Genomic DNA, 18,189 nt, shown 5'->3' with positions numbered 1-18,189 from the left:
TAATCGTTTTTTAGGGAGAAAGAAATGAAAGGTGTATGGAAACTGTTGACTATTTTTATGTTTACCGCGGCACTGTTGGCTCAATACAGTATTGCAGCCGAGCAGCAGCCCGCCGCAACAACCCCGTCACCCGCAGTCAGCACCGATTCTGGTAGAAGCTACGATGATTTCAGGGACTGGTTCCACAATCCTACCGACTGGCTCAGTATGGGCGCTGATTACAGGTTCCGATGGGTAAATGGCTGGAACCTCGATACGCTCAACAGCGATGCAACAAGAAGAAACAGCGGATGGAATTTTCTGCGGAACAGAATGAGATGGTGGACTAAAACCAAAATCAACGATGATATGGACTTCAACCTCAAACTGACGTGGGAGTTCCGAAGCTGGGATGGTCCTGAACGCAAGAGCCAGCAGGTTGATTTTGACGAAATTATGTTTGACCAGTTCAATCTGACCGTGAGAAATCTTTTCGATGCTCCGCTGACGATGGTTGCCGGAAGACAGGATATCTTCCTTGGCGAAGGATGGCTCATATGCGATGCCAATCCGCTCGATGGATCGAGAACCGCTTTTTTCGATGCTTTACGGTTCACATATAAACCAAATGATAATGTTTCTCTTGATATGATTTACATTGAGAATCGTGCCTCGCAAGACGCGTATTTGAAACCAATCAATGACCGTCATAGACAGGGAACGGAACAGGACGAAAGGGCGATCATTATTTATTTAACCGACAAGTCACGGTCGAATATGAATCTCGAAGGATACTTCATCTACAAGAATGATAACCCGATTAACTATAACCCGACAGACCCGCATGATATATGGCCGGCGTTCAGATCTCCGGCGTATTGGAGCAGAAAGGCCGAGATATATACAATCGGCGGGGCGATGTCCGGTAAGATTGCTGACAGCGAACACTGGAAATACAGAATGGAAGGCGCTTTCCAGGTAGGACGCAAAGAGACTTTAACCGGCTGTGGTCTTAAGATGCAGGACCTTCAGGCGTTTGGAACTGTTGACAGAATCGAATATCATTTCAACGATGCCAAGAAAAATAAACTTCGCGGCAGTTTCGAATTCCTGTCCGGCGATGACCCGGATACCAGCAAGAATGAGGCGTTTGACCCGCTCTGGGGTGAGTGGCCTCGGGTTAGTGAAATTCTGTCCTATAGTTATAACCTCGAAACTATGATAGGCGAAGTTACGAATCTTTACAGGCTTGGACTCGGACACAGCATTCAGCTAACCGAGAAGCTGTCGATGGATACGGATTATCATATGCTTTGGGCCGATGAGAATACGGTCGGAGGTACTGCACACTCGTCCGGTTTAGCGTGGTCACAAAACAGCAGATTTAGAGGCCACCTTGGGACCATGTGGTTCAAATATCAATTTACCAAACAATTTAAAGGGCATATACTGCTTGAATACTTCTCTCCGGGTAATTACTATGAAAGCTCCAGCAGGGACGCGGCATATTTTGCGAGGCTAAATCTCGAATACACATTCTAAACACTAACTGACGCGGACTTAAAACACGGACTAACACTGACAAGCCCGGCTAAATAGCCGGGTTTTTTTTATTGAAAAAAACGCCATAAATGGTATATTCAGTTTTTCGGTTTTTATCAGGGGACTTGCTATGATTTGGAACGAAAAGTTCGAATGTATGGCGTCTGCGGAGCTTAAGCAGGCCCAGTCGGAAAGACTTAAAAAACTTGCCGCCTATGTCTATGGAAACTGCAAAGTTTATAAAGACAAATTCGACAAGGCAGGGGTCAAACCCGACAAAATGACCTCCATCGACGACATAAAAAGACTGCCGTTCACTAATAAAATCGATATGCGGGATAATTATCCTTACGGCCTTTTCAGCACGGACCAGAAGGAAGTTAAGGAAATTCATGTCTCCAGCGGCACGACTGGAAATCCTACGCTTGTCGGCTATACAAAAGACGATATAAAACTCTGGTCTGAAGTGATGGCCCGCTGCCTGGCCTGCGCAGGAGCCGAGCCGGGCGACACTGTTCAAAACGCCTACGGCTACGGATTATTCACCGGCGGCCTCGGCGTTCATTACGGCGGACTCGAGATGGGATTAAGAGTTATCCCGATGTCATCCGGCCAGACAGCCAGACAATTAAAAATTATGCAGGATTTTGCGCCGAAGATAATTACCTGCACGCCGAGCTACGCACTTTATATGGCGGAAGAAGCCAAAGATATGGGCATAGACCCGAAAAAAGGAAACTGGAAAATCGGCATGTTCGGCGCAGAACCGTGGACCGAAAAAATGCGAGGCGAAATCGAAGCCGTATGGAATATGCTCGCTACCGATATTTACGGTCTTTCGGAAATAATCGGGCCCGGTGTCGCGCAGGAATGTCCACATAAGAACGGACTGCATATTTTCAGCGACGTATTTTATCCGGAGATTATCGACCCCGACAGCGGCGAGGCTGTTGCCGAAGGTCAGGACGGCGAATTAGTTATTACGACGCTTACAAAGCAGGCGATTCCGCTGATTAGATACCGCACACGCGATATTGTCAGCATCAATTATGAAAAATGCAAATGCGGCAGAACGAGTCCGCGAATCAGCAAAATCAAGGGCAGAACGGACGATATGATTGTCGTTCGCGGCATAAATGTATTTCCATCGCAGATTGAACACGTGCTGCTCGGCATCGAGGGCACAGAGCCGCATTATCAGATTATCGTCGATCGTCAGCAGCATCAGCTCGATGAGGTTGAAGTGCTTGTCGAGGTCAACAGCAAAATGTTCAGCGACGAAGTTAAGAAACTTGAAGAGCTTAAGCGCAAAATCAAAAAGGAAATGAGCGCGGTACTGTCGATAAGCGCAAAGATTACGCTTGTCGAACCCAAGACTATCGAGAGAAGTATGGGCAAGGCGAAAAGAGTTATTGATAAACGTCAAATGTAAGGACACATAAAATGAAAATAAAACAGATTTCTGTGTTTCTGGAAAACCGCAAAGGCAGACTTTACGATGTCTGTTCGCTGCTGGGCCAAAAAGATATTAACATCCGTGCGCTCAATGTCGCCGAGACCGAATCCTTCGGCATTCTTCGAATTGTGGTAAACAAACCTGACGCGGCGGTCAGTGCTTTGGAAGATGCCGGTATTGTCGCAAGGATTACGGATGTTATCGCTGTCGAGGTCGAAGACAGGCCGGGCGGTCTTGCCGATATTTTAAAGGCGCTGGCGGACGAAGACGTTAATATCGAATATATGTACGGCTTTGTTGAAAAATCATCCGATAAGGCTCTTATGGTCTTTCGTTTCGATGATGTCGATAAGGCCGCGAAGGTGCTGAAAAAGCATAATATAAAAATTGTTACTGAACAAGGCGTCAGGGAGCTTTAAATAATGGAAATTCGTTACTGGAACAAAGAGGTTGAAACCGCTGACCGTCAAAAGATTGAGCAGATTCAGTTACAAAGGCTTAAAACTATAATAGCTTCGGCTTTAAAGACGCCGTTTTATTCAAGACGGCTTCCCGTTGCAGGGATAAAATCGCCTGACGATATTAAGAGCCTTGACGATTTGCGTAAAATTCCGTTTACGATGAAAGACGACCTGCGTCAGAATTATCCGAAGGGCCTTCTTTCTGTCGATACTTCCGAAGTTGTCAGGATACACACCTCGAGCGGCACGACGGGGATTCCGACCGTGATATATCTTTCCGCCAAGGACCTCGATGCCGCTACGGACATAATGGCAAGAAGTATAATTGCCACCGGAGCGGGCAGGACTGATATTCTGCAGAATATGATGAGCTACGGTTTGTTTACCGGCGGTTTGTGTATGCATTACGGGGCCGAGCGGGTCGGTATGATGGTTATTCCGGCAGCCGGCGGCAATACCAAAAGACAGGTCCAGTTGATGAAGGATTTCCGCACGACAGTTCTGCACATAACGCCCAGTTATCTGCTGCATATTCATTCGAAACTTGCCGAGTATGGTGTCGCGGTCGGCGATTTGGCTTTGAAAAAAGCTTTTATCGGCGCCGAGCCTCATTCGGAAGGTACGCGGAAGAAAATCGAAGAACTTTACAAAATTGACGCATATAATTCTTACGGCCTTAGCGAAATGAATGGGCCGGGCGTGGCTTTCGAATGTGTTTATAAAAATGACCTGCATCTATGGGAAGATGCTTATATAGTCGAAATAATCAATCCAAAGACCGGCGAGCTTGTTCCTGACGGTCAGGAAGGCGAAGTAGTGCTTACGAATCTTATTCGTAATGCCATGCCTCTTATGCGATATAGAACGCGGGACCTTGCCTTTCTGCATACCGAGCCTTGTCCGTGCGGAAGAACGCACAGAAGGCTTTCGCGAATCCTCGGCAGAAGCGACGATATGCTGATAATCAACGGCGTTAATGTCTTCCCGTCGCAGATTGAGGAAGTTGTAATGAAAATTCCCGAGGTCGGCACAAATTATCAGATATGTGTTGAAAAATATGGCGAGCTTGACAAACTAATCGTAAAAGTGGAACTGTATTCCAAGATGTTTATGGGCGAGGCGAAACAGATTGACAATCTCAAGCATAAGATTGCCGAAGAATTGAAGGCCTCGATAACGATAAAGCCCGCGATAGAACTGCACGAGCCTGGCGTTCTGCCTGCGTTCGAAGGCAAAGCCGTTCGTGTGGTCGATACCCGTCCAAAATTGTAAAGGAGTTACAAATGGCAAAACAGCTTCATGTATTTGTCGAAAACAAGCCTGGCAGATTAAAGGCCATTACCGACAATCTTCAGAAAATAGGTGTAAACATTCGAGCCTTTGCCATACAGGACAGGGGCGATTACGGCCTGATGAAGCTTATAGTGGACAATCCCGAGCAGGCGCATCTGTCGCTTGCCGATATGGGTTGTGCCTGTGCGTTGAAGGATGTCCTGGCGATATCCGTTCCGGACCGGCCGGGCAATCTTCACAGGCTTTTGACTGCGCTTGTCACAGGCGGGATTAACATCATCGACGCACATGGTTTTGTCCTTCAGCCGAACCGGCAGGGCATTTGCGTTCTTGAAATTGAGAACCTGGCACAGACAAACGCCGAGCAGGTGGTAAAAGACGCCGGTTTTGATATCCTCGACGGCGACCAGCTTTACAACCTTTAATCTTCCTGTAAAAATGCCGGTTTTGACGTTCTCAATGGCGGCCAATTTTACAATCTTTAATCTTCTTGCAAAAAAACCTTGCAGATTGTAGAGTAATCAGGAAATTTCAAAGGATTATTTATATCCTGATAACATCAGGGCTCGTAGCTCAGCCTGGTAGAGCAGCGGACTCATAATCCGTCGGTCCAAGGTTCAAATCCTTGCGGGCCCAGTAGATAAATGATTTTGGGGAATAGTGTAACGGTAGCACGAGTGGCTCTGAACCATTTAGTCAAGGTTCGAATCCTTGTTCCCCAGTGGTTCGACTCGCTTGGCTTGCTCACCACAAGTAGAGATGAGCCAGGCGAGTCGCTATTTCAGGTTTTTTTGTTTTCTAATTTCCCCTTGCCCTTGCCGCGGTTTTATTGTATCATCTGCCCTTTTAGGCATTTAAAGGCATTTTGTCATTCTATTGTCAGGAGTTTTATTGTGACTGATATCAATGAGATTCGTAACGTAGTGCTTCTTGGACATGGCGGAGCGGGCAAAACAAGCATCGCCGAGTCGATTCTTCATAAGACCGGTAAAACCAACAGGTTAGGGGTAGTCGAGGAGAAGAATACAGTTTCCGACTTTGACGATGAGGAAAAGGACCGCGGCCATTCGATTCACTCCGCGATTATGCATACCAGCCACAACGGCAAAACAATAAACCTTATAGACACTCCCGGCTATCCCGATTTTATCGGCGCCGCGTTGACTTCGATTCCTGCCGCCGACTGCTGTGCGATAGTTATAAACGCTTCTGCAGGTATTGAAATTAATACGAGAAAACTTTTTCAGGCCGCGGTAGATGCTGAAAAAGCGAGAATGATAATAATCAACAAGCTCGATTCTGAAACAGCAGACATTCCCGAACTGCTCAAGATTATTCAGCAGACTTTCGGCATGCAGTGCAGATGCGCCAATCTCCCCGCGGCAGACAAGGCATCGGTTATCGACTGCCTCGTAAACAGCACCGGCAGTTCGCCTGTTATGGATGTCGCGCAGGCCCATACAGAGCTTATCGAAAGCGCGATTGAAGCCGACGACAAACTTATGGAAGCCTATCTTAGCGGCGAACAGATATCGCAGGATAAAATTGCCGCTGTTTTCGCCATGGCGATTGCACAGGGCAAGATTATTCCTGTTATTTTCACCAATGCACGAAAGGAAATCGGCATAACCGAATTCCTGGATTTGATAACTAATTATGCTCCTTCGCCGGCGCAGGTAAAACCGGCAAAGCTTGTCGATGGCGAGAAAGTAACCGAGATTAAGGCTGATTCGGCAGGGGCGCTGGCAGGACTTGTTTTCAGAGTCGGTCTCGACCCGCGTTCGAATATGAAATACGCAACGATGAGAATTTTCAGCGGAACGCTGAAAAGCGATACGGCGATGTTAAGAGGCACCGATAAGAAAGCTATTCGACCCGGTCATGTCCTCAAAAATCAGGGCGCTGAAATCAGCGAAGTTCCGGCAGGCGTCGCAGGCGATATCGTAACGCTGGCGAAACTCGAAGAACTCCAAATCGGCGACCTTATCCACGACGGCAAAGTATCGGGAAATTTTGAAATGCCCAAAGTGCCGGCGCCGATGTTCAGTCTTGCGCTGGAGCCGACATCGAAGGGCGATGAACAGAAACTCGGCACCGCGATGGAAAAGCTTACCGAAGAAGACGTTTGCTTCAAGGTCAGCCGCGACCATCAGACGCACGAGCTTGTTATAAGCGGCCTGGGCGATTTGCATTTGCGCGTTATGCTTTCCAAAATGGAAAAGCGTTTTAAACTTTCGGTTACGACCAAAAAACCGAAAATTCCATATCGTGAAACTATCACCGCAAAGGCCGACGGCCATTATCGCCATAAAAAACAGACCGGAGGTGCAGGGCAGTTTGGTGAAGTTTACCTGACAGTTGAACCTGCTCCCCGCGGCTCAGAACCGACTCTGCAGTTTTCATGGGATATTTTCGGCGGGTCTATTCCCGGCCAGTTCGAGGCACCGATTACCAAGGGCATCAATGACGTTATGGAAAACGGCGCCGTCGCAGGCTTCCCGATGAAAGATGTAAAAGTATCCATAACCGATGGGAAGCACCATCCAGTTGACTCGAAGGAAGTTGCGTTCCGCTCCGCCGGTAAAGGCGCGTTTCTCGACGCCGTCCATAAGGCAAAACCGGCTCTGCTTGAGCCGATAGTCAATATCGAAATTACAGTTCCGGCCGACTATGTCGGCGGCATCGCAGGCGACCTGTCCAGCCGAAGAGGCAGAGTGCAGGGCCAGGATATGCTCGCGGGAAATATGATGGTGATTAAGGCTCAGGTGCCTTTGTCGGAAGTCGCAAGTTACGACAGCCAGCTCAAGAGCGTTACCGGCGGTCAGGGCAGCTATTCGATGACGTTGAGTCATTATGAAGTTGTTCCGCCGAACGTTCAGCAGCAGATTATCGCACAGTACGCAAAACAGAAACAGGCCGACGCAGAAGAATAACCGTTTTTGTTTTTCCAGAAAATACTTAACCCCCGATTATGTCGGGGGTTTTTTTATTTGTTCTTCAGCGACTCAATTACAACTTTTCGCAGAACATCCATCGGACAATCTTTGTGCGTAAACAATTTGAATTGCTCAGCGGCCTGGCCAATGAACATTTCAGAGCCGTTAACGATTTTTGCGCCGGCTTCTTTTGCTTGTTGTAACAGCTTTGTTTTTAAGGGGTTATAAACCGTATCAAAAACAATCATTGAAGATTTGATGTGTTTTTTCGGCATGGGACTTTCATCGATTTTAGGAGACATTCCAATACTCGTACAGTTGATGATAATTTCCGCTTCTGTATTTTTAATTTCCTCAGGGTCTGTACCGTGACACCTGAATTCCGAGGCGAGCTGCTGTGCCTTCGATATTGTGCGGTTGTATATGGTAACTTTTGCGCCGACATCAGCCAGTCCTGCGACAATTGCCCTGGCAACTCCGCCCGCGCCCAAAACCGCAACTGTTTTATTATGCAGTTGTTTTTTGCTTATCCCCATCGCGTTTGTCAAAGCGTCCATCGCACCGGCGCAGTCGGTATTGAATCCGATAATTCTTTCGTTTACTCCGATTACGAGCGTATTGACCGCGCCGATTTGCGCAGCCGCCGGCTCGATATATTCTCCTTTTTTCTGCGCGTATTGCAGAGCGTTGACCTTGTGCGGAATCGTTACGCTGAACCCTCCAAAGTCCAGCCATTTTCGCAGGGTTATATTATCGAGAAATTCGTCGAATTCCATTCGGCCGCCTTTTACGAGCAGCGGCAGATAAACGCAGTTTAATTTTTCCGCATCGAAGCAGCCGTTTAAAACCGCAGGGCTTATCGAATGGCCCACCGGGTCCGCTATGACGCCGAAAAGCCGGGTTTCATTATTTATAATATCGAAGCGATACAGCTTTTTCATTTTCTCTATCGTTAATTGGCCTGATGCCGTCGCGGATTCGTCCTCGATACTTGCGAAAGTCAGGAAAGCGTCTAATTTTTTCGCGATTATCCTGCTTATAATCCCCGCATCGCCCATACATATCGCTATTGCGTTGCTGCCGTACTTTTTCAGGATATCGAATGCCGCGAAACAATCGTTTATATGGCCGGCCCAGTAAGCTGTTTTTGCGATTGCCGCCGGAAATGCCGCAAACATCCGTTCGTAAATACTGTCTAAATTTTCAAAAGGCCCTTTAAAATTATGCGCCGACAGAATTAGTTTTATTTTTTTATTTTCTGACAGTGCTTTTTTAATATCGTCGCCGAAATCTTTTTTTATGAAGTTGGCGTATTCGCAGTCTATCAATTCAGCGTCAAGTTTTATTGCCTCAAGAAGTATTTGTTTACGCAGCAGGGGATTTAGATTGTTCATTCCGCCTTCGGCGGCGTCTCTGCAGGTAACGATTATCGGCAGGCAGGTCTGTTTTGCCGCGGCGATTAATTCTTTTAACTTATTTACATCGAGCGAATCGACATAATCTGTGCGCAGTTCGAGCATTTCAGTCCCGGCCTTTACGGCCGAGCTAATCTGCTCTTTACAGCTTTTTAAATCTTTGCCTGATATTGGAATTGTAAGATAAGTCATTTTAATTTCTTTTCTCTGTGGCCTCTGTGGCTAAAATTCTCTGTGGCTTCCTTACTCCAGTTGCTGGTTGACTCTGTCTAATACGATATTTATAGCCGTCAGATAGGCTTTTGCGATTGCTTCGAGCATATCGATTGAGCAGGCGGTGGTTCTTACCTGCCTGTTATGGTATTCGACGGTTATATTTGCCCGGCCCAGTGAATTTGTTCCGCCGATGATAGTATGAAATTCGAGGTCTTTGAGAAATACATGAATTTGCGTGGACTCGGCGATAGCCGAGCATATCGCGTCTGTCGAACTGTACCCGCCCGCTTCGGAAGTAACTCTTTGTCCTTCGGGCGAATTTAATACTACCGCTGCCGCCGGCAGAACGTTTGGCCCGATAGTGGTCTTAAGCGATACGAGGTCCCAGCCGATTTCGGGCTGGATATGGATTTCTTCGGCGATTGCTGCGATTTCCCCGGTGAATATCCTTGCCTTTAATTCGTAAAGGTCGTAAATCCGCTTGTAAAGCTCGTCGAACTGTTTCGGTGTGAATTCCTTGCCCATCGCCGCGAGTTGTGCGTGTACGATTTCCGGGATTGGCGGGCTGCCGCCGTCGAACAGCAGGTTGTCCGGGTTTTGCAGGGTCATAAAAATAATTTATCAGAAAAAATCGACGATTGCGACTAAAAAGTCCTTTTTTTATCGTCGTTAAATTTCTTGCTCAACCTGCCGGTTAGGCTTAAAATAAGCCCTTATTAACTATTCGGCAGGGCATTGAAATGCAGATTATAGATAAACTTGACAAGATTGGCAACAGTCTCAAAAACTGTTGTCTGACGATAGGCAATTTTGACGGTTTTCACCTCGGCCATCAGGAGATAATTCGTACCGCCCGCCGAACGGCCCAAAATTTGAGCGATTGTCCCGTTGTCGTAATGACCTTTGACCCTCATCCTGTCGCCATTCTTCGTCCTGAGCAGATGCTGCGTGTTTTAACGCCTCTGCCGTTAAAGGCCGCCCTGCTCGAAGAAGCCGGCATCGATTATCTGGTCGTTTTAAAAGACAGTTATCAGATGCTGACGCTTTCGCCGCAGGATTTTGTCGAAAAATTTTTAATGACGACCATTTCGCCGAAGGCTGTCGTCGAAGGCGATGATTTTCATTTCGGTTACGGCCGCAGCGGCGATTCCAAAATCCTTGCCCGGCTCGGAGAAACCTATGGCTTTGATGTCGTTATCGTCGGGCAGCAGCAGTTGGTCATAGCCAATGAATCGACCCGGGTATCGAGCACGGTGATTCGTCATCTGCTCCACAGGGGCGATGCCGCTGACGCGGCCAAAGCTTTGGGCAGGGCCTACCGTCTTATGGGTAAGGTTGTCAAGGGCCGCGGCAAGGGTTCAGAGCTCGGCTATCCGACCGCCAACATCGAGCCGCACGACCAGATTATACCTGTTGACGGCGTTTATGCCGGTTTTGTTTCCATTGCTGATACGATTGAGGGGCTTTGTTCGCTGAACCAGAAAATTCCCGCCGTTTTCAGTCTCGGCAGGGCGAAAACTTTTATTTCAGACCATCCTTTGCTGATTGAGGCTCATATTCTCGATGGAAATGGCGGCGATTTATACGGCAAATTCCTCGCGATGGACTTTATTGATTTTATCCGCACCCAGCAGAGGTTTAAAACGCCGGAAAAACTGAAGGAGCAAATCGCAAAAGACTGTGAAAAGGCAAAAGATATTTTAAAAAACTAACAGAGCCTGGAGCGAAAGCGACAGGAGGAAACGATGAATTGCCCGTTGGCATATTTGATAACTTTTACGACTTATGGTAAGGCAAAATTGTCTTTTCTTTAATGGTATTGTCGTATAAAATAAAGTTCGTGCTTTTCAGGAAGAATTATGACGCAGGTTGATAAAAAGGTAATAATAAGCAATTTAATCGATTTTTTGACACACGAGCCTGAAGTCCGCCGGATTGTAATCTTTGGTTCGTTTCTGACTTCTCCAAATCCGCACGACCTTGATGTGGCTGTCTTTCAGGACAGCAACGAAAAATATCTCCCGCTTTCTTTGAAGTATCGAAGAAAAACGCGTTCTATCGCGGAGAAAATACCGCTTGATATATTTCCTTTGAGGGCGGATGCGGGAGAAAGTTTCTTTATGGATGAAATCGCAAAAGGGCGGGTCATATATGAAAGATGAGACAAAAAAATGGCTTGATTATGCCAATGAAAACCTGCAATCGGCACAATTACTTGCAGGTAGTTTATTTAATCCGTGTCTGCAGAATGTTCAACAGGCGGTTGAAAAAGTCTTAAAGGCATTGCTTGTAGAATCTGGTATTAAATTTTTCAAAACTCATAGTATTACCGAATTAGTGAGTCTGTTGGTAAAAAATGGCAAAAATATCAATATTACGCCGGATGATTGCGACCTGCTGGATTCGGTATATTTGCCTTCAAAATATCCTTTGGGTGGGGTTCTGCCGGATTTTGAGCCGGATGAGGAGATATGCAAAAAATGTCTTGAGATGGCAGAACGAATTTTTGAATCTGTTGAAAAACATCTCAGGTAGAAAAATATTTATCTTTACATTAGTGCAGGAGAGAGCTGATAGGCAAAAAGGTTTTACTGTGAAAGAAGAATGCGATAATGTCCGGCGAATCTATAATAGCTTATTGTGGTTTGGTTTGTTCCGAATGCGGCGCATTTAAAAAGCAGAAATGCCAGGGCTGCCACAGTGAAAAACCTATGAATAGAGGTTGTAAAATAAAAAAATGTGCCATGAGCAAAAACATTGTAACCTGTGCCGCCTGCGATGAATTTGACGATTTGAAACAGTGTAAAAAACTGAATAATTTTATAAGTAAAATCTTCAAACTTATCTTCAAAAGCGATAGAATGGGCAATCTTGAATTGATTCGCTGTAAAGGTTTGGAAGAGTTTAAATCTCAGCGAAATCTGCGTAACTTGTGGCATAGCTATCAGTGATTTAAAAAAGGAATTAAATGGCAATAAATGATGATTTTAAAAAAGCGATTGATTTAATTAAAAAATCCAAAAGCTGGCTCGTAACTTCGCATACTCGTCCTGACGGCGACGCCATCGGCTGTATGAAGGCAGTCTGTGAAACTGCCAGACAACTGGGTAAAACTGCACAGCCTGTTTTGCTTTCGCCGCCTGCGCCGTGGTATGATTTTATCTTCGATGCGCCTGTGCCGGTGCTCGGCAACGATGTGAAATTGGACCAGCTCGAGGCCGGCTCGTTCGGCCGGTTCGACCTTGTGATAATTGTCGATACCAACAGTTACGTTCAGCTTACCGAATTCGACAAATGGCTAAAGACATCAAAACTTCCTGTGCTTGTTATCGACCATCATCTCACAGGCGATGGTATCGGCAATGTCGAAGTTGTCGATTCGACCGCGGCGGCCACAGGCGAAATCGTCTTTGAACTGCTCAGATTCGCCGGCTGGGAAATCACACCTGCCATTGCCGAGGCACTTTATATCGCCATTTCGACCGATACAGGCTGGTTCAGATTCGACAATACCGACAGCAGGGTGATGCGGAATGCCTCGTCGCTTATCGAACTCGGAGCCAGGCCTTCCGTCGTTTATCACAGGATTTATCAGAACTATTCGCCTGCCAGGCTCAAACTCCTCGGCAGGATGCTCGAAAATCTTGAGCTTTATCACGACGGCAAAATCGCCCTGCAGCATATTATGCGCAGCGATTTTGACTTAACCGGCGCAAAGGGTTCGGATACCGAGGAATTCGTCAATGAATGTCAGCGTGTCAGTTCCGTCGAAGCGGTGGCGCTGTTTGTCGAACTGAAGGACGGCGGTTTCCGCTGTTCGTTGCGGAGTAACGGCAAAGTGGACGTGCGGGAGATTGCCGCCGAGCTTGGCGGCGGCGGACACAAAGTCGCCGCAGGTGTCAATCTCAAAGGCTCGCTTGCTGAAGTAAAAAAACTCATCCTCGACAAATTTGAAAAAGAATTAAATAAAAAAGACACCGATTAACGCTGTTTTTTTAGACACGGATTTACACTGATTGACACTGATAAAAAAATATATCTCTGTGAACTTATGTGGCTAAAAATTATAGCTCTGTGGCTAAAATTTTGCCCGCTTTTATTGCTTTTTGAACATATTTTTTCGGCAGGGATTCTTTTTCGTTATTTGCTATCGTGCCGATGAAAATAGAGGCGATTACTTTGGCTCCCAGAACTTCCGCGGTAATTTTTAACGCTCTCGGCGCGCCGGTAAGCAGTTTGCCGAAAAAGGCCGGCATAGCTGTTGATGTAACGATAACCGCTTTTTTGTTCTTTGTTTTGTTTCTTATTTTTGGGCCGCTGTTACCTGCCCACGGCCAGTATGCGAAAGCGACGAGCCTTTCCATAAATCTTCGCGTAACTGCGGTAACGTTGTAGAAATTTACAGGAGAAGCCAGAATCAGGCCGTCAGCCATTTCGATTTTTTGAAGTATTTCCTCCATATCGTCGTTATGTATGCACTTACCCCGTATCTCGCCGGGCGATTGCGTGCATTTCCTGCAGTTGGTGCAGAATTCTATGTGCTTATCGATGAGATATATTTTTTCTGTCTGTCCGCCGCTGGTTTGCGCAGCGGACAAAATCTCATCGACAGTAGAATCGATGATGCCGCCTTTTCTGTAAGTGCCGACAATCGCCAGTATTTTTTTGCTCATTTTCAGGTTTTTTTACTGCGGACAGATTCTTTGATTCTCTGGATATGTCCGCGTCCGAGCGCCTTTACTTCGCAGCCAAGTTCGAAGTACCGTTTAATATTGTCATCGCTGAGAATCCCGAAGCAGTCAATCACTGCCAGCGGTACGCCTGCCCATTTGACAATATCGTCCGGATTCAAATTCAGATATGGTTCGTGCGGCACGGCAAGGATAAGTACTTCGGCTCCTTTGATCGCTTTTTGCAGGTCGCTCTGTATGTGAATATCCTTCAGATGAGTCTGGTTACGGAAGAATCGCGCCCATGAATGTCCCGGGGCCGGATAAGTGTCCTGTTGTTCGAGTTCGTACCAGTGTTCGAGATATGGGTCGTGCACGGACATTTCCGCGCCCATCTCGGTTAATTTTCGCGTAACGATTTCTGAACCGCTGTATCTTGTATCAGCGACATCCTGACGGTAGCTTGCACCGCAAAGCAGTACCTTGGCGCCGGCGATGTATCTGCCCATATTCCGCAAAGCATCTCGCGTCAGAGTCGCAACGTGCAGGCCTCTTGTATCGTTAATGTCAATGGCCATCGTTGAAAGTTTGAAAATATCGTCATCGAATCCGAGAATATGTTTGTATGCCCAGAAACCCAGACCGCCGTCTTTCGGCAGACAGTATCCGCCTATGCCGGGGCCTGGGAATATCATATTATTATGAGTAGGCCGCATTTTGATGGCCTTAATAACCTTAATCAGGTCAACGCCGTTGCGTTCGGCGAAAATCGACCATTCATTTAGAAACGCAAGTATTGTTGCGCGGTAGGAGTTTTCGACAATCTTGGTAGTTTCCGATTCGATGGGCCTGTCCATAACGGTCAGCGGAAATTTTTCGGTATTAAGAACTTCTCGCAGGAATTTTTCAACACGCTTGCGGGCTTCGGCGTTGCAGCCGGAGCAGACTCGCCAGAAGTCGCGGATTGATGCGACGTATTGTTTGCCGGGCATAACGCGCTCGAAACTGTGAGCAAGCAGCGGTTCGCTTTTTATGCCTCGCGCTGCGAAAGCTTTTTTCATTATCGGCCAGGCGACAAATTCCGTCGTGCCTGGCGCTACGGTTGTCTCAATCAATGTAAGACAGTTGGGCTGAATTTTCTGACCGATGGTTTTCATCGTGGCTTCGAGAGCCGCCATATCGGCTGAACCCGTCCGGAGCTGGCCTAAATCTTTTTTGAGATAATCGCACTGGACATCGATAACAACGCAGTCAGCCAGTGCGAGGCAGTCGCTGTTATATGTTCCGATGAGTGTTTTTTTCTCAAGAACGCATCGTGAAATCATCGGGTCGACTTCTGGGTCCTCGGCCTTGACGGGAGATTGCCCCTTGTTGAGCATCGGAATCTTCCAGTAACTGCGGGGGCTGGGCCGCTGGCAGCCGATTACGAATTTTGAAGGCTTACCGGTTTTTTTATCTACGGTATCAGCTATTATGGCCGCCATTACGGCGCCGACGAAACCTACTCCCATTACAACTACGATTTCCTTGCCTTCCTTTCGGGCTGTCTCGGCAAGTTTACTGACTCGCTGCAGCTCGGCCGCGTAATCTCCTTGCTGTGGAATTGGAAATTTTTCTCCGGCTGGATTTATTGAATATTCTACCATTGCTTATGTCTCCTTATTGGTTAAAGAATAAAAGTCAGGGTATTATACACGAATTAGAAGACAAAAAAAAGCGAAAAATTGACGGTCATAAACCGGCAAGATAGAAGGAAATCATTTTTTTTACTGATTTGAAAGCGATTTTTTTCATAGGAATTTTATCAGGCGAAATAAAAATAATGGATTGGGCGTCGTCTTTTGCTTTCGCTTTTGAAATATCCTTTACTTTGCAGACAAAACCAAGGTCGATAGTTGAATATGTTACACCTTTGTACTTATAAATATTAGGATATGAACAAAGGTATTTGACAGAAGTGGTTTTCAAACACACCTCTTCCTTTATTTCCCGTTTTATAGCCTCTTCCGCCGATTCGCCATGGTCGGAAAATCCGCCGGGCAGGTCTAACATTCCTTTTTTGGGTTCCTGTGCCCGTTTGACAAAAAGAATTTGACCTTTATTGTTTGTGATAATCGCCGCGGCAGCGGCGGCGTTATTGTGATAGTATTCGAATCGGCATTTGCCGCATACGAGCTTATTGCTTTTTACGAAATGTAAAGCGGCCGTCCCGCATTTGGGACAATATTTGAAGAGCCGTCGATTTTCATTAGGTGACATTTAAAACACTAAACGTTTAATCAGTAATAACGGCAGGAACAGGAATACGAAAAGTATCAGCATCGCCGGCAGCAGTATAGGCAGGGCGATTAATCCCAAAAGCACCATCAGCATACAGATAAAAATCCCGGCAGGCAGCAGAAGCAGCATAGCTATCGGCAGAAAAATCAGGGAGATGGTTATTCTTAGTGCGAAAAAGAGGATTTTAGCAAACATCGCCAGAAACAGAAATGCTCCCGCAATTATGATAAACATCAGTAATTCCAACATAATATTTATCCTTTTTTTTAAATCGTGAACCTGTAATTTCCGGTTATTATATCAAATTCGCGGAGAAGTCCAGAATAAAAAAAAACCGGATTTCCTATTCGAGAACAGCCGGATAAACAGGCCCTTTTTCCATTATTTTTCTGGCGAAGTAAGTAACGCCGTTTTTGCTCATCCTGTACCTGCCCTTTTTTGCGATAAGGTCGAACCCCGCCAGATTTAGCAGCCAGCGGAACTGTCGGGGCGAATAAACGATTATATGATAATCGCACTCAATCCATCTTGCCGAAGGAATATAAGCTATAAACAAGCCATTGGGATTCAAAAGTTTATTTATATTCTTAAGTGCGATCAATGGCGATTCGAGATGCTCGATACAATCGATACTTACGACAGCGTCGAACTTTTTCGTCTTTAACGGACAATTTTCTATACTGTTCTGAATATCGTAAAGGAAAATATCGGGATGTTGAGCCTGCTCGATTTCCAGCTTGTTAATATTTATTCCGCACGCGTTAAAACCTTCTTCCGATAATTCTTTAACCAGCCTTCCGACGCCGCATCCTACATCGAGTACGGAATGAACATTATTTTTACGGAATAAGTTTAATATTCTGTCTTTATCCAGGTTCTTGAATGGCCTTCGCGATGAAAACTTTTCATCTTTGCAGGTTATCCCGGCCGAGGTCACCCGGCTGTTATTTGAAATTTTGACAATATGTTTACGCCAGTACGGATGAAATAAAAAGCTATGGATATCATGAGCCAGCCATTTTGGAAGTACAAGCGACAGAAGGGCACGAAAAGTTTTCATTTATCTCCTTTTGATTATAGCCGACAAGCTGATGATTATACTTTTTTCAATTTGGAAAGCAATATCGATTTGGCTGTTTAGCCCGCCGTTTCACGGCGGGTTTTATTTATCCAAAAGCCTGCCGATTTATTCGGCAGGTTCGTTATTCTATAAAACGGCGGGGCGATGACGAATTGTTTACAAGTACGATTTATACCTTAGGTAGGCGTTTTATCTTTTTCTACAGTTTTATAATTAGTGTATATTTGTGTTTTCATTTTTTTCTTTGTGGCTATTCCCGCGTAAAGGAAAGGCCAAAGGGCATTAGACCCTTTAGCCTTAATAATCCTGCCTGCCCGACAAAGTCCTTTGGGGACGACGGCGGGGCGATGAAATGTCGTCTACCTGCTGACACTATAACCTTAACCTTACCGATACCCAAAACGCCATTGATTATAGATATGCTGCTAAAAATCCCGTGTTTTCCCTGGGGGTTGATTTTTATCCGCCTGAGGCGGAGACGCTTGTCCGCCATAGCTCATAGCGACGGCGGAAACGTCAATTAGTCATTTTCACCGCAAAATCCTACAGTACAACTGTGTCAGTTCTAAAATACCTCGATATGAATCCTCGCATATCCCCTGGAGGTTGATTGATGTTCGTCAACTATCGATTTTTACTCCAAATTTTCGTTTTTTAATCTGTTATTTTCTCTGTGGCTGGACGGTGAAGATAAATCAATTAAATCTGTGTAATACGCTTTCCATTTAATTTTCGTGCTTTAGCCACGTGGCATTGCAGATTGTTTGGAATTGATTTGATGAGATTTTGTTCCATGCCATCGAAGCAGCATCGAATATCTGCTGGTAATCATCATAAGCTCGATTGCATAGATAGTGGCT

18 protein-coding genes and 2 tRNA genes are annotated in these 18,189 nt (G+C 46.0%); 13 read left to right on the top strand and 7 right to left on the bottom strand.

Going from position 1 to position 18,189, the window contains the following annotated elements:
- Positions 1–24: 24 nt before the first annotated feature.
- The 8 genes from WC496_08930 (at position 25) to fusA (ending at position 7,664) form a co-directional block, all read left to right on the top strand.
- Complete coding sequence (locus WC496_08930; GenBank protein ID MFA5293141.1) at positions 25–1,521, top strand: hypothetical protein; 1,497 nt, start codon at positions 25–27, stop codon at positions 1,519–1,521.
- Positions 1,522–1,651: 130 nt separating this feature from the next.
- Complete coding sequence (locus WC496_08925; GenBank protein ID MFA5293140.1) at positions 1,652–2,953, top strand: phenylacetate--CoA ligase; 1,302 nt, start codon at positions 1,652–1,654, stop codon at positions 2,951–2,953.
- Positions 2,954–2,964: 11 nt separating this feature from the next.
- Positions 2,965–3,396, top strand: coding sequence for an ACT domain-containing protein (locus WC496_08920; GenBank protein ID MFA5293139.1), 432 nt, complete (start codon positions 2,965–2,967; stop codon positions 3,394–3,396).
- Positions 3,397–3,399: 3 nt separating this feature from the next.
- Positions 3,400–4,710 carry a phenylacetate--CoA ligase gene (locus WC496_08915; GenBank protein ID MFA5293138.1) on the top strand — a complete coding sequence of 437 codons (1,311 nt, stop codon included), beginning with the start codon at positions 3,400–3,402 and terminating at the stop codon, positions 4,708–4,710.
- 11 nt (positions 4,711–4,721) lie between these two features.
- Positions 4,722–5,156, top strand: a complete 435-nt coding sequence (locus WC496_08910; protein ID MFA5293137.1) for an amino acid-binding protein — start codon at positions 4,722–4,724, stop codon at positions 5,154–5,156.
- A gap of 137 nt (positions 5,157–5,293) precedes the next feature.
- A tRNA-Ile gene (locus WC496_08905) sits at positions 5,294–5,367 on the top strand.
- 15 nt (positions 5,368–5,382) lie between these two features.
- Positions 5,383–5,453 (top strand) — tRNA-Gln (locus WC496_08900).
- Positions 5,454–5,624: 171 nt separating this feature from the next.
- Positions 5,625–7,664 (top strand): elongation factor G, encoded by a 2,040-nt coding sequence (gene fusA / locus WC496_08895; GenBank protein MFA5293136.1) that lies wholly within the window; start codon positions 5,625–5,627, stop codon positions 7,662–7,664.
- 53 nt (positions 7,665–7,717) lie between these two features.
- On the opposite strand, the gene aroE is transcribed toward fusA, so the two are convergent.
- On the bottom strand, positions 7,718–9,274 hold the full coding sequence (gene aroE / locus WC496_08890; GenBank protein ID MFA5293135.1) for a shikimate dehydrogenase: 1,557 nt from the start codon (positions 9,272–9,274) through the stop codon (positions 7,718–7,720).
- 51 nt (positions 9,275–9,325) lie between these two features.
- Complete coding sequence (locus WC496_08885; GenBank protein ID MFA5293134.1) at positions 9,326–9,907, bottom strand: alpha-isopropylmalate synthase regulatory domain-containing protein; 582 nt, start codon at positions 9,905–9,907, stop codon at positions 9,326–9,328.
- 131 nt (positions 9,908–10,038) lie between these two features.
- Here WC496_08885 and WC496_08880 point away from each other — a divergent pair, with 131 nt between their 5' ends.
- From WC496_08880 to WC496_08860, 5 genes are all read left to right on the top strand, one after another.
- Positions 10,039–11,010: a bifunctional riboflavin kinase/FAD synthetase gene (locus WC496_08880; protein ID MFA5293133.1), complete on the top strand. Its 972-nt coding sequence runs from the start codon at positions 10,039–10,041 to the stop codon at positions 11,008–11,010.
- Between the two features lie 147 nt (positions 11,011–11,157).
- Positions 11,158–11,460 (top strand): nucleotidyltransferase domain-containing protein, encoded by a 303-nt coding sequence (locus WC496_08875; protein MFA5293132.1) that lies wholly within the window; start codon positions 11,158–11,160, stop codon positions 11,458–11,460.
- Positions 11,450–11,833 carry a HEPN domain-containing protein gene (locus WC496_08870; protein MFA5293131.1) on the top strand — a complete coding sequence of 128 codons (384 nt, stop codon included), beginning with the start codon at positions 11,450–11,452 and terminating at the stop codon, positions 11,831–11,833. The genes WC496_08875 and WC496_08870 overlap by 11 nt, the downstream gene beginning before the upstream one ends.
- Positions 11,834–11,910: 77 nt before the next feature.
- Positions 11,911–12,249: a DUF3795 domain-containing protein gene (locus tag WC496_08865; protein ID MFA5293130.1), complete on the top strand. Its 339-nt coding sequence runs from the start codon at positions 11,911–11,913 to the stop codon at positions 12,247–12,249.
- A gap of 17 nt (positions 12,250–12,266) precedes the next feature.
- Positions 12,267–13,283, top strand: coding sequence for a bifunctional oligoribonuclease/PAP phosphatase NrnA (locus tag WC496_08860; GenBank protein ID MFA5293129.1), 1,017 nt, complete (start codon positions 12,267–12,269; stop codon positions 13,281–13,283).
- A 79-nt stretch (positions 13,284–13,362) separates the two neighbouring features.
- On the opposite strand, the gene WC496_08855 is transcribed toward WC496_08860, so the two are convergent.
- From WC496_08855 to WC496_08835, 5 genes are all read right to left on the bottom strand, one after another.
- On the bottom strand, positions 13,363–13,971 hold the full coding sequence (locus WC496_08855) for a flavodoxin family protein (protein ID MFA5293128.1): 609 nt from the start codon (positions 13,969–13,971) through the stop codon (positions 13,363–13,365).
- Between the two features lie 2 nt (positions 13,972–13,973).
- On the bottom strand, positions 13,974–15,614 hold the full coding sequence (locus tag WC496_08850) for a UDP binding domain-containing protein (protein ID MFA5293127.1): 1,641 nt from the start codon (positions 15,612–15,614) through the stop codon (positions 13,974–13,976).
- A gap of 85 nt (positions 15,615–15,699) precedes the next feature.
- Positions 15,700–16,227 carry an NUDIX domain-containing protein gene (locus WC496_08845; GenBank protein ID MFA5293126.1) on the bottom strand — a complete coding sequence of 176 codons (528 nt, stop codon included), beginning with the start codon at positions 16,225–16,227 and terminating at the stop codon, positions 15,700–15,702.
- On the bottom strand, positions 16,228–16,497 hold the full coding sequence (locus tag WC496_08840; protein ID MFA5293125.1) for a hypothetical protein: 270 nt from the start codon (positions 16,495–16,497) through the stop codon (positions 16,228–16,230). It abuts the gene before it with no gap.
- Positions 16,498–16,591: 94 nt separating this feature from the next.
- Positions 16,592–17,308, bottom strand: a complete 717-nt coding sequence (locus tag WC496_08835) for a class I SAM-dependent methyltransferase (protein ID MFA5293124.1) — start codon at positions 17,306–17,308, stop codon at positions 16,592–16,594.
- Between the last annotated feature and the right edge of the window lie 881 nt (positions 17,309–18,189).

The sequence above is a fragment of the Phycisphaerae bacterium genome (genome assembly GCA_041652575.1).
Classification (GTDB): Bacteria; Planctomycetota; Phycisphaerae; order Sedimentisphaerales; family UBA12454; genus UBA12454.
Note: the sequence above shows the minus strand (reverse complement) of the source record. Positions and strands in the feature narration are given on the sequence as shown.

Coding starts and splice junctions, on each gene's coding strand:
- WC496_08910 (MFA5293137.1), top strand. CDS start 4,722: ATGGCAAAACAGCTTCATGTATTTGTCGAAAACAAGCCTGGCAGATTA.
- WC496_08870 (MFA5293131.1), top strand. CDS start 11,450: ATGAAAGATGAGACAAAAAAATGGCTTGATTATGCCAATGAAAACCTG.
- WC496_08865 (MFA5293130.1), top strand. CDS start 11,911: ATGTCCGGCGAATCTATAATAGCTTATTGTGGTTTGGTTTGTTCCGAA.
- aroE (MFA5293135.1), bottom strand. CDS start 9,274: ATGACTTATCTTACAATTCCAATATCAGGCAAAGATTTAAAAAGCTGT.
- WC496_08880 (MFA5293133.1), top strand. CDS start 10,039: ATGCAGATTATAGATAAACTTGACAAGATTGGCAACAGTCTCAAAAAC.
- WC496_08930 (MFA5293141.1), top strand. CDS start 25: ATGAAAGGTGTATGGAAACTGTTGACTATTTTTATGTTTACCGCGGCA.
- WC496_08850 (MFA5293127.1), bottom strand. CDS start 15,614: ATGGTAGAATATTCAATAAATCCAGCCGGAGAAAAATTTCCAATTCCA.
- WC496_08855 (MFA5293128.1), bottom strand. CDS start 13,971: ATGAGCAAAAAAATACTGGCGATTGTCGGCACTTACAGAAAAGGCGGC.
- WC496_08860 (MFA5293129.1), top strand. CDS start 12,267: ATGGCAATAAATGATGATTTTAAAAAAGCGATTGATTTAATTAAAAAA.
- WC496_08915 (MFA5293138.1), top strand. CDS start 3,400: ATGGAAATTCGTTACTGGAACAAAGAGGTTGAAACCGCTGACCGTCAA.
- WC496_08845 (MFA5293126.1), bottom strand. CDS start 16,227: ATGTCACCTAATGAAAATCGACGGCTCTTCAAATATTGTCCCAAATGC.
- WC496_08885 (MFA5293134.1), bottom strand. CDS start 9,907: ATGACCCTGCAAAACCCGGACAACCTGCTGTTCGACGGCGGCAGCCCG.
- WC496_08840 (MFA5293125.1), bottom strand. CDS start 16,497: ATGTTGGAATTACTGATGTTTATCATAATTGCGGGAGCATTTCTGTTT.
- WC496_08875 (MFA5293132.1), top strand. CDS start 11,158: ATGACGCAGGTTGATAAAAAGGTAATAATAAGCAATTTAATCGATTTT.
- WC496_08925 (MFA5293140.1), top strand. CDS start 1,652: ATGATTTGGAACGAAAAGTTCGAATGTATGGCGTCTGCGGAGCTTAAG.
- WC496_08920 (MFA5293139.1), top strand. CDS start 2,965: ATGAAAATAAAACAGATTTCTGTGTTTCTGGAAAACCGCAAAGGCAGA.
- WC496_08835 (MFA5293124.1), bottom strand. CDS start 17,308: ATGAAAACTTTTCGTGCCCTTCTGTCGCTTGTACTTCCAAAATGGCTG.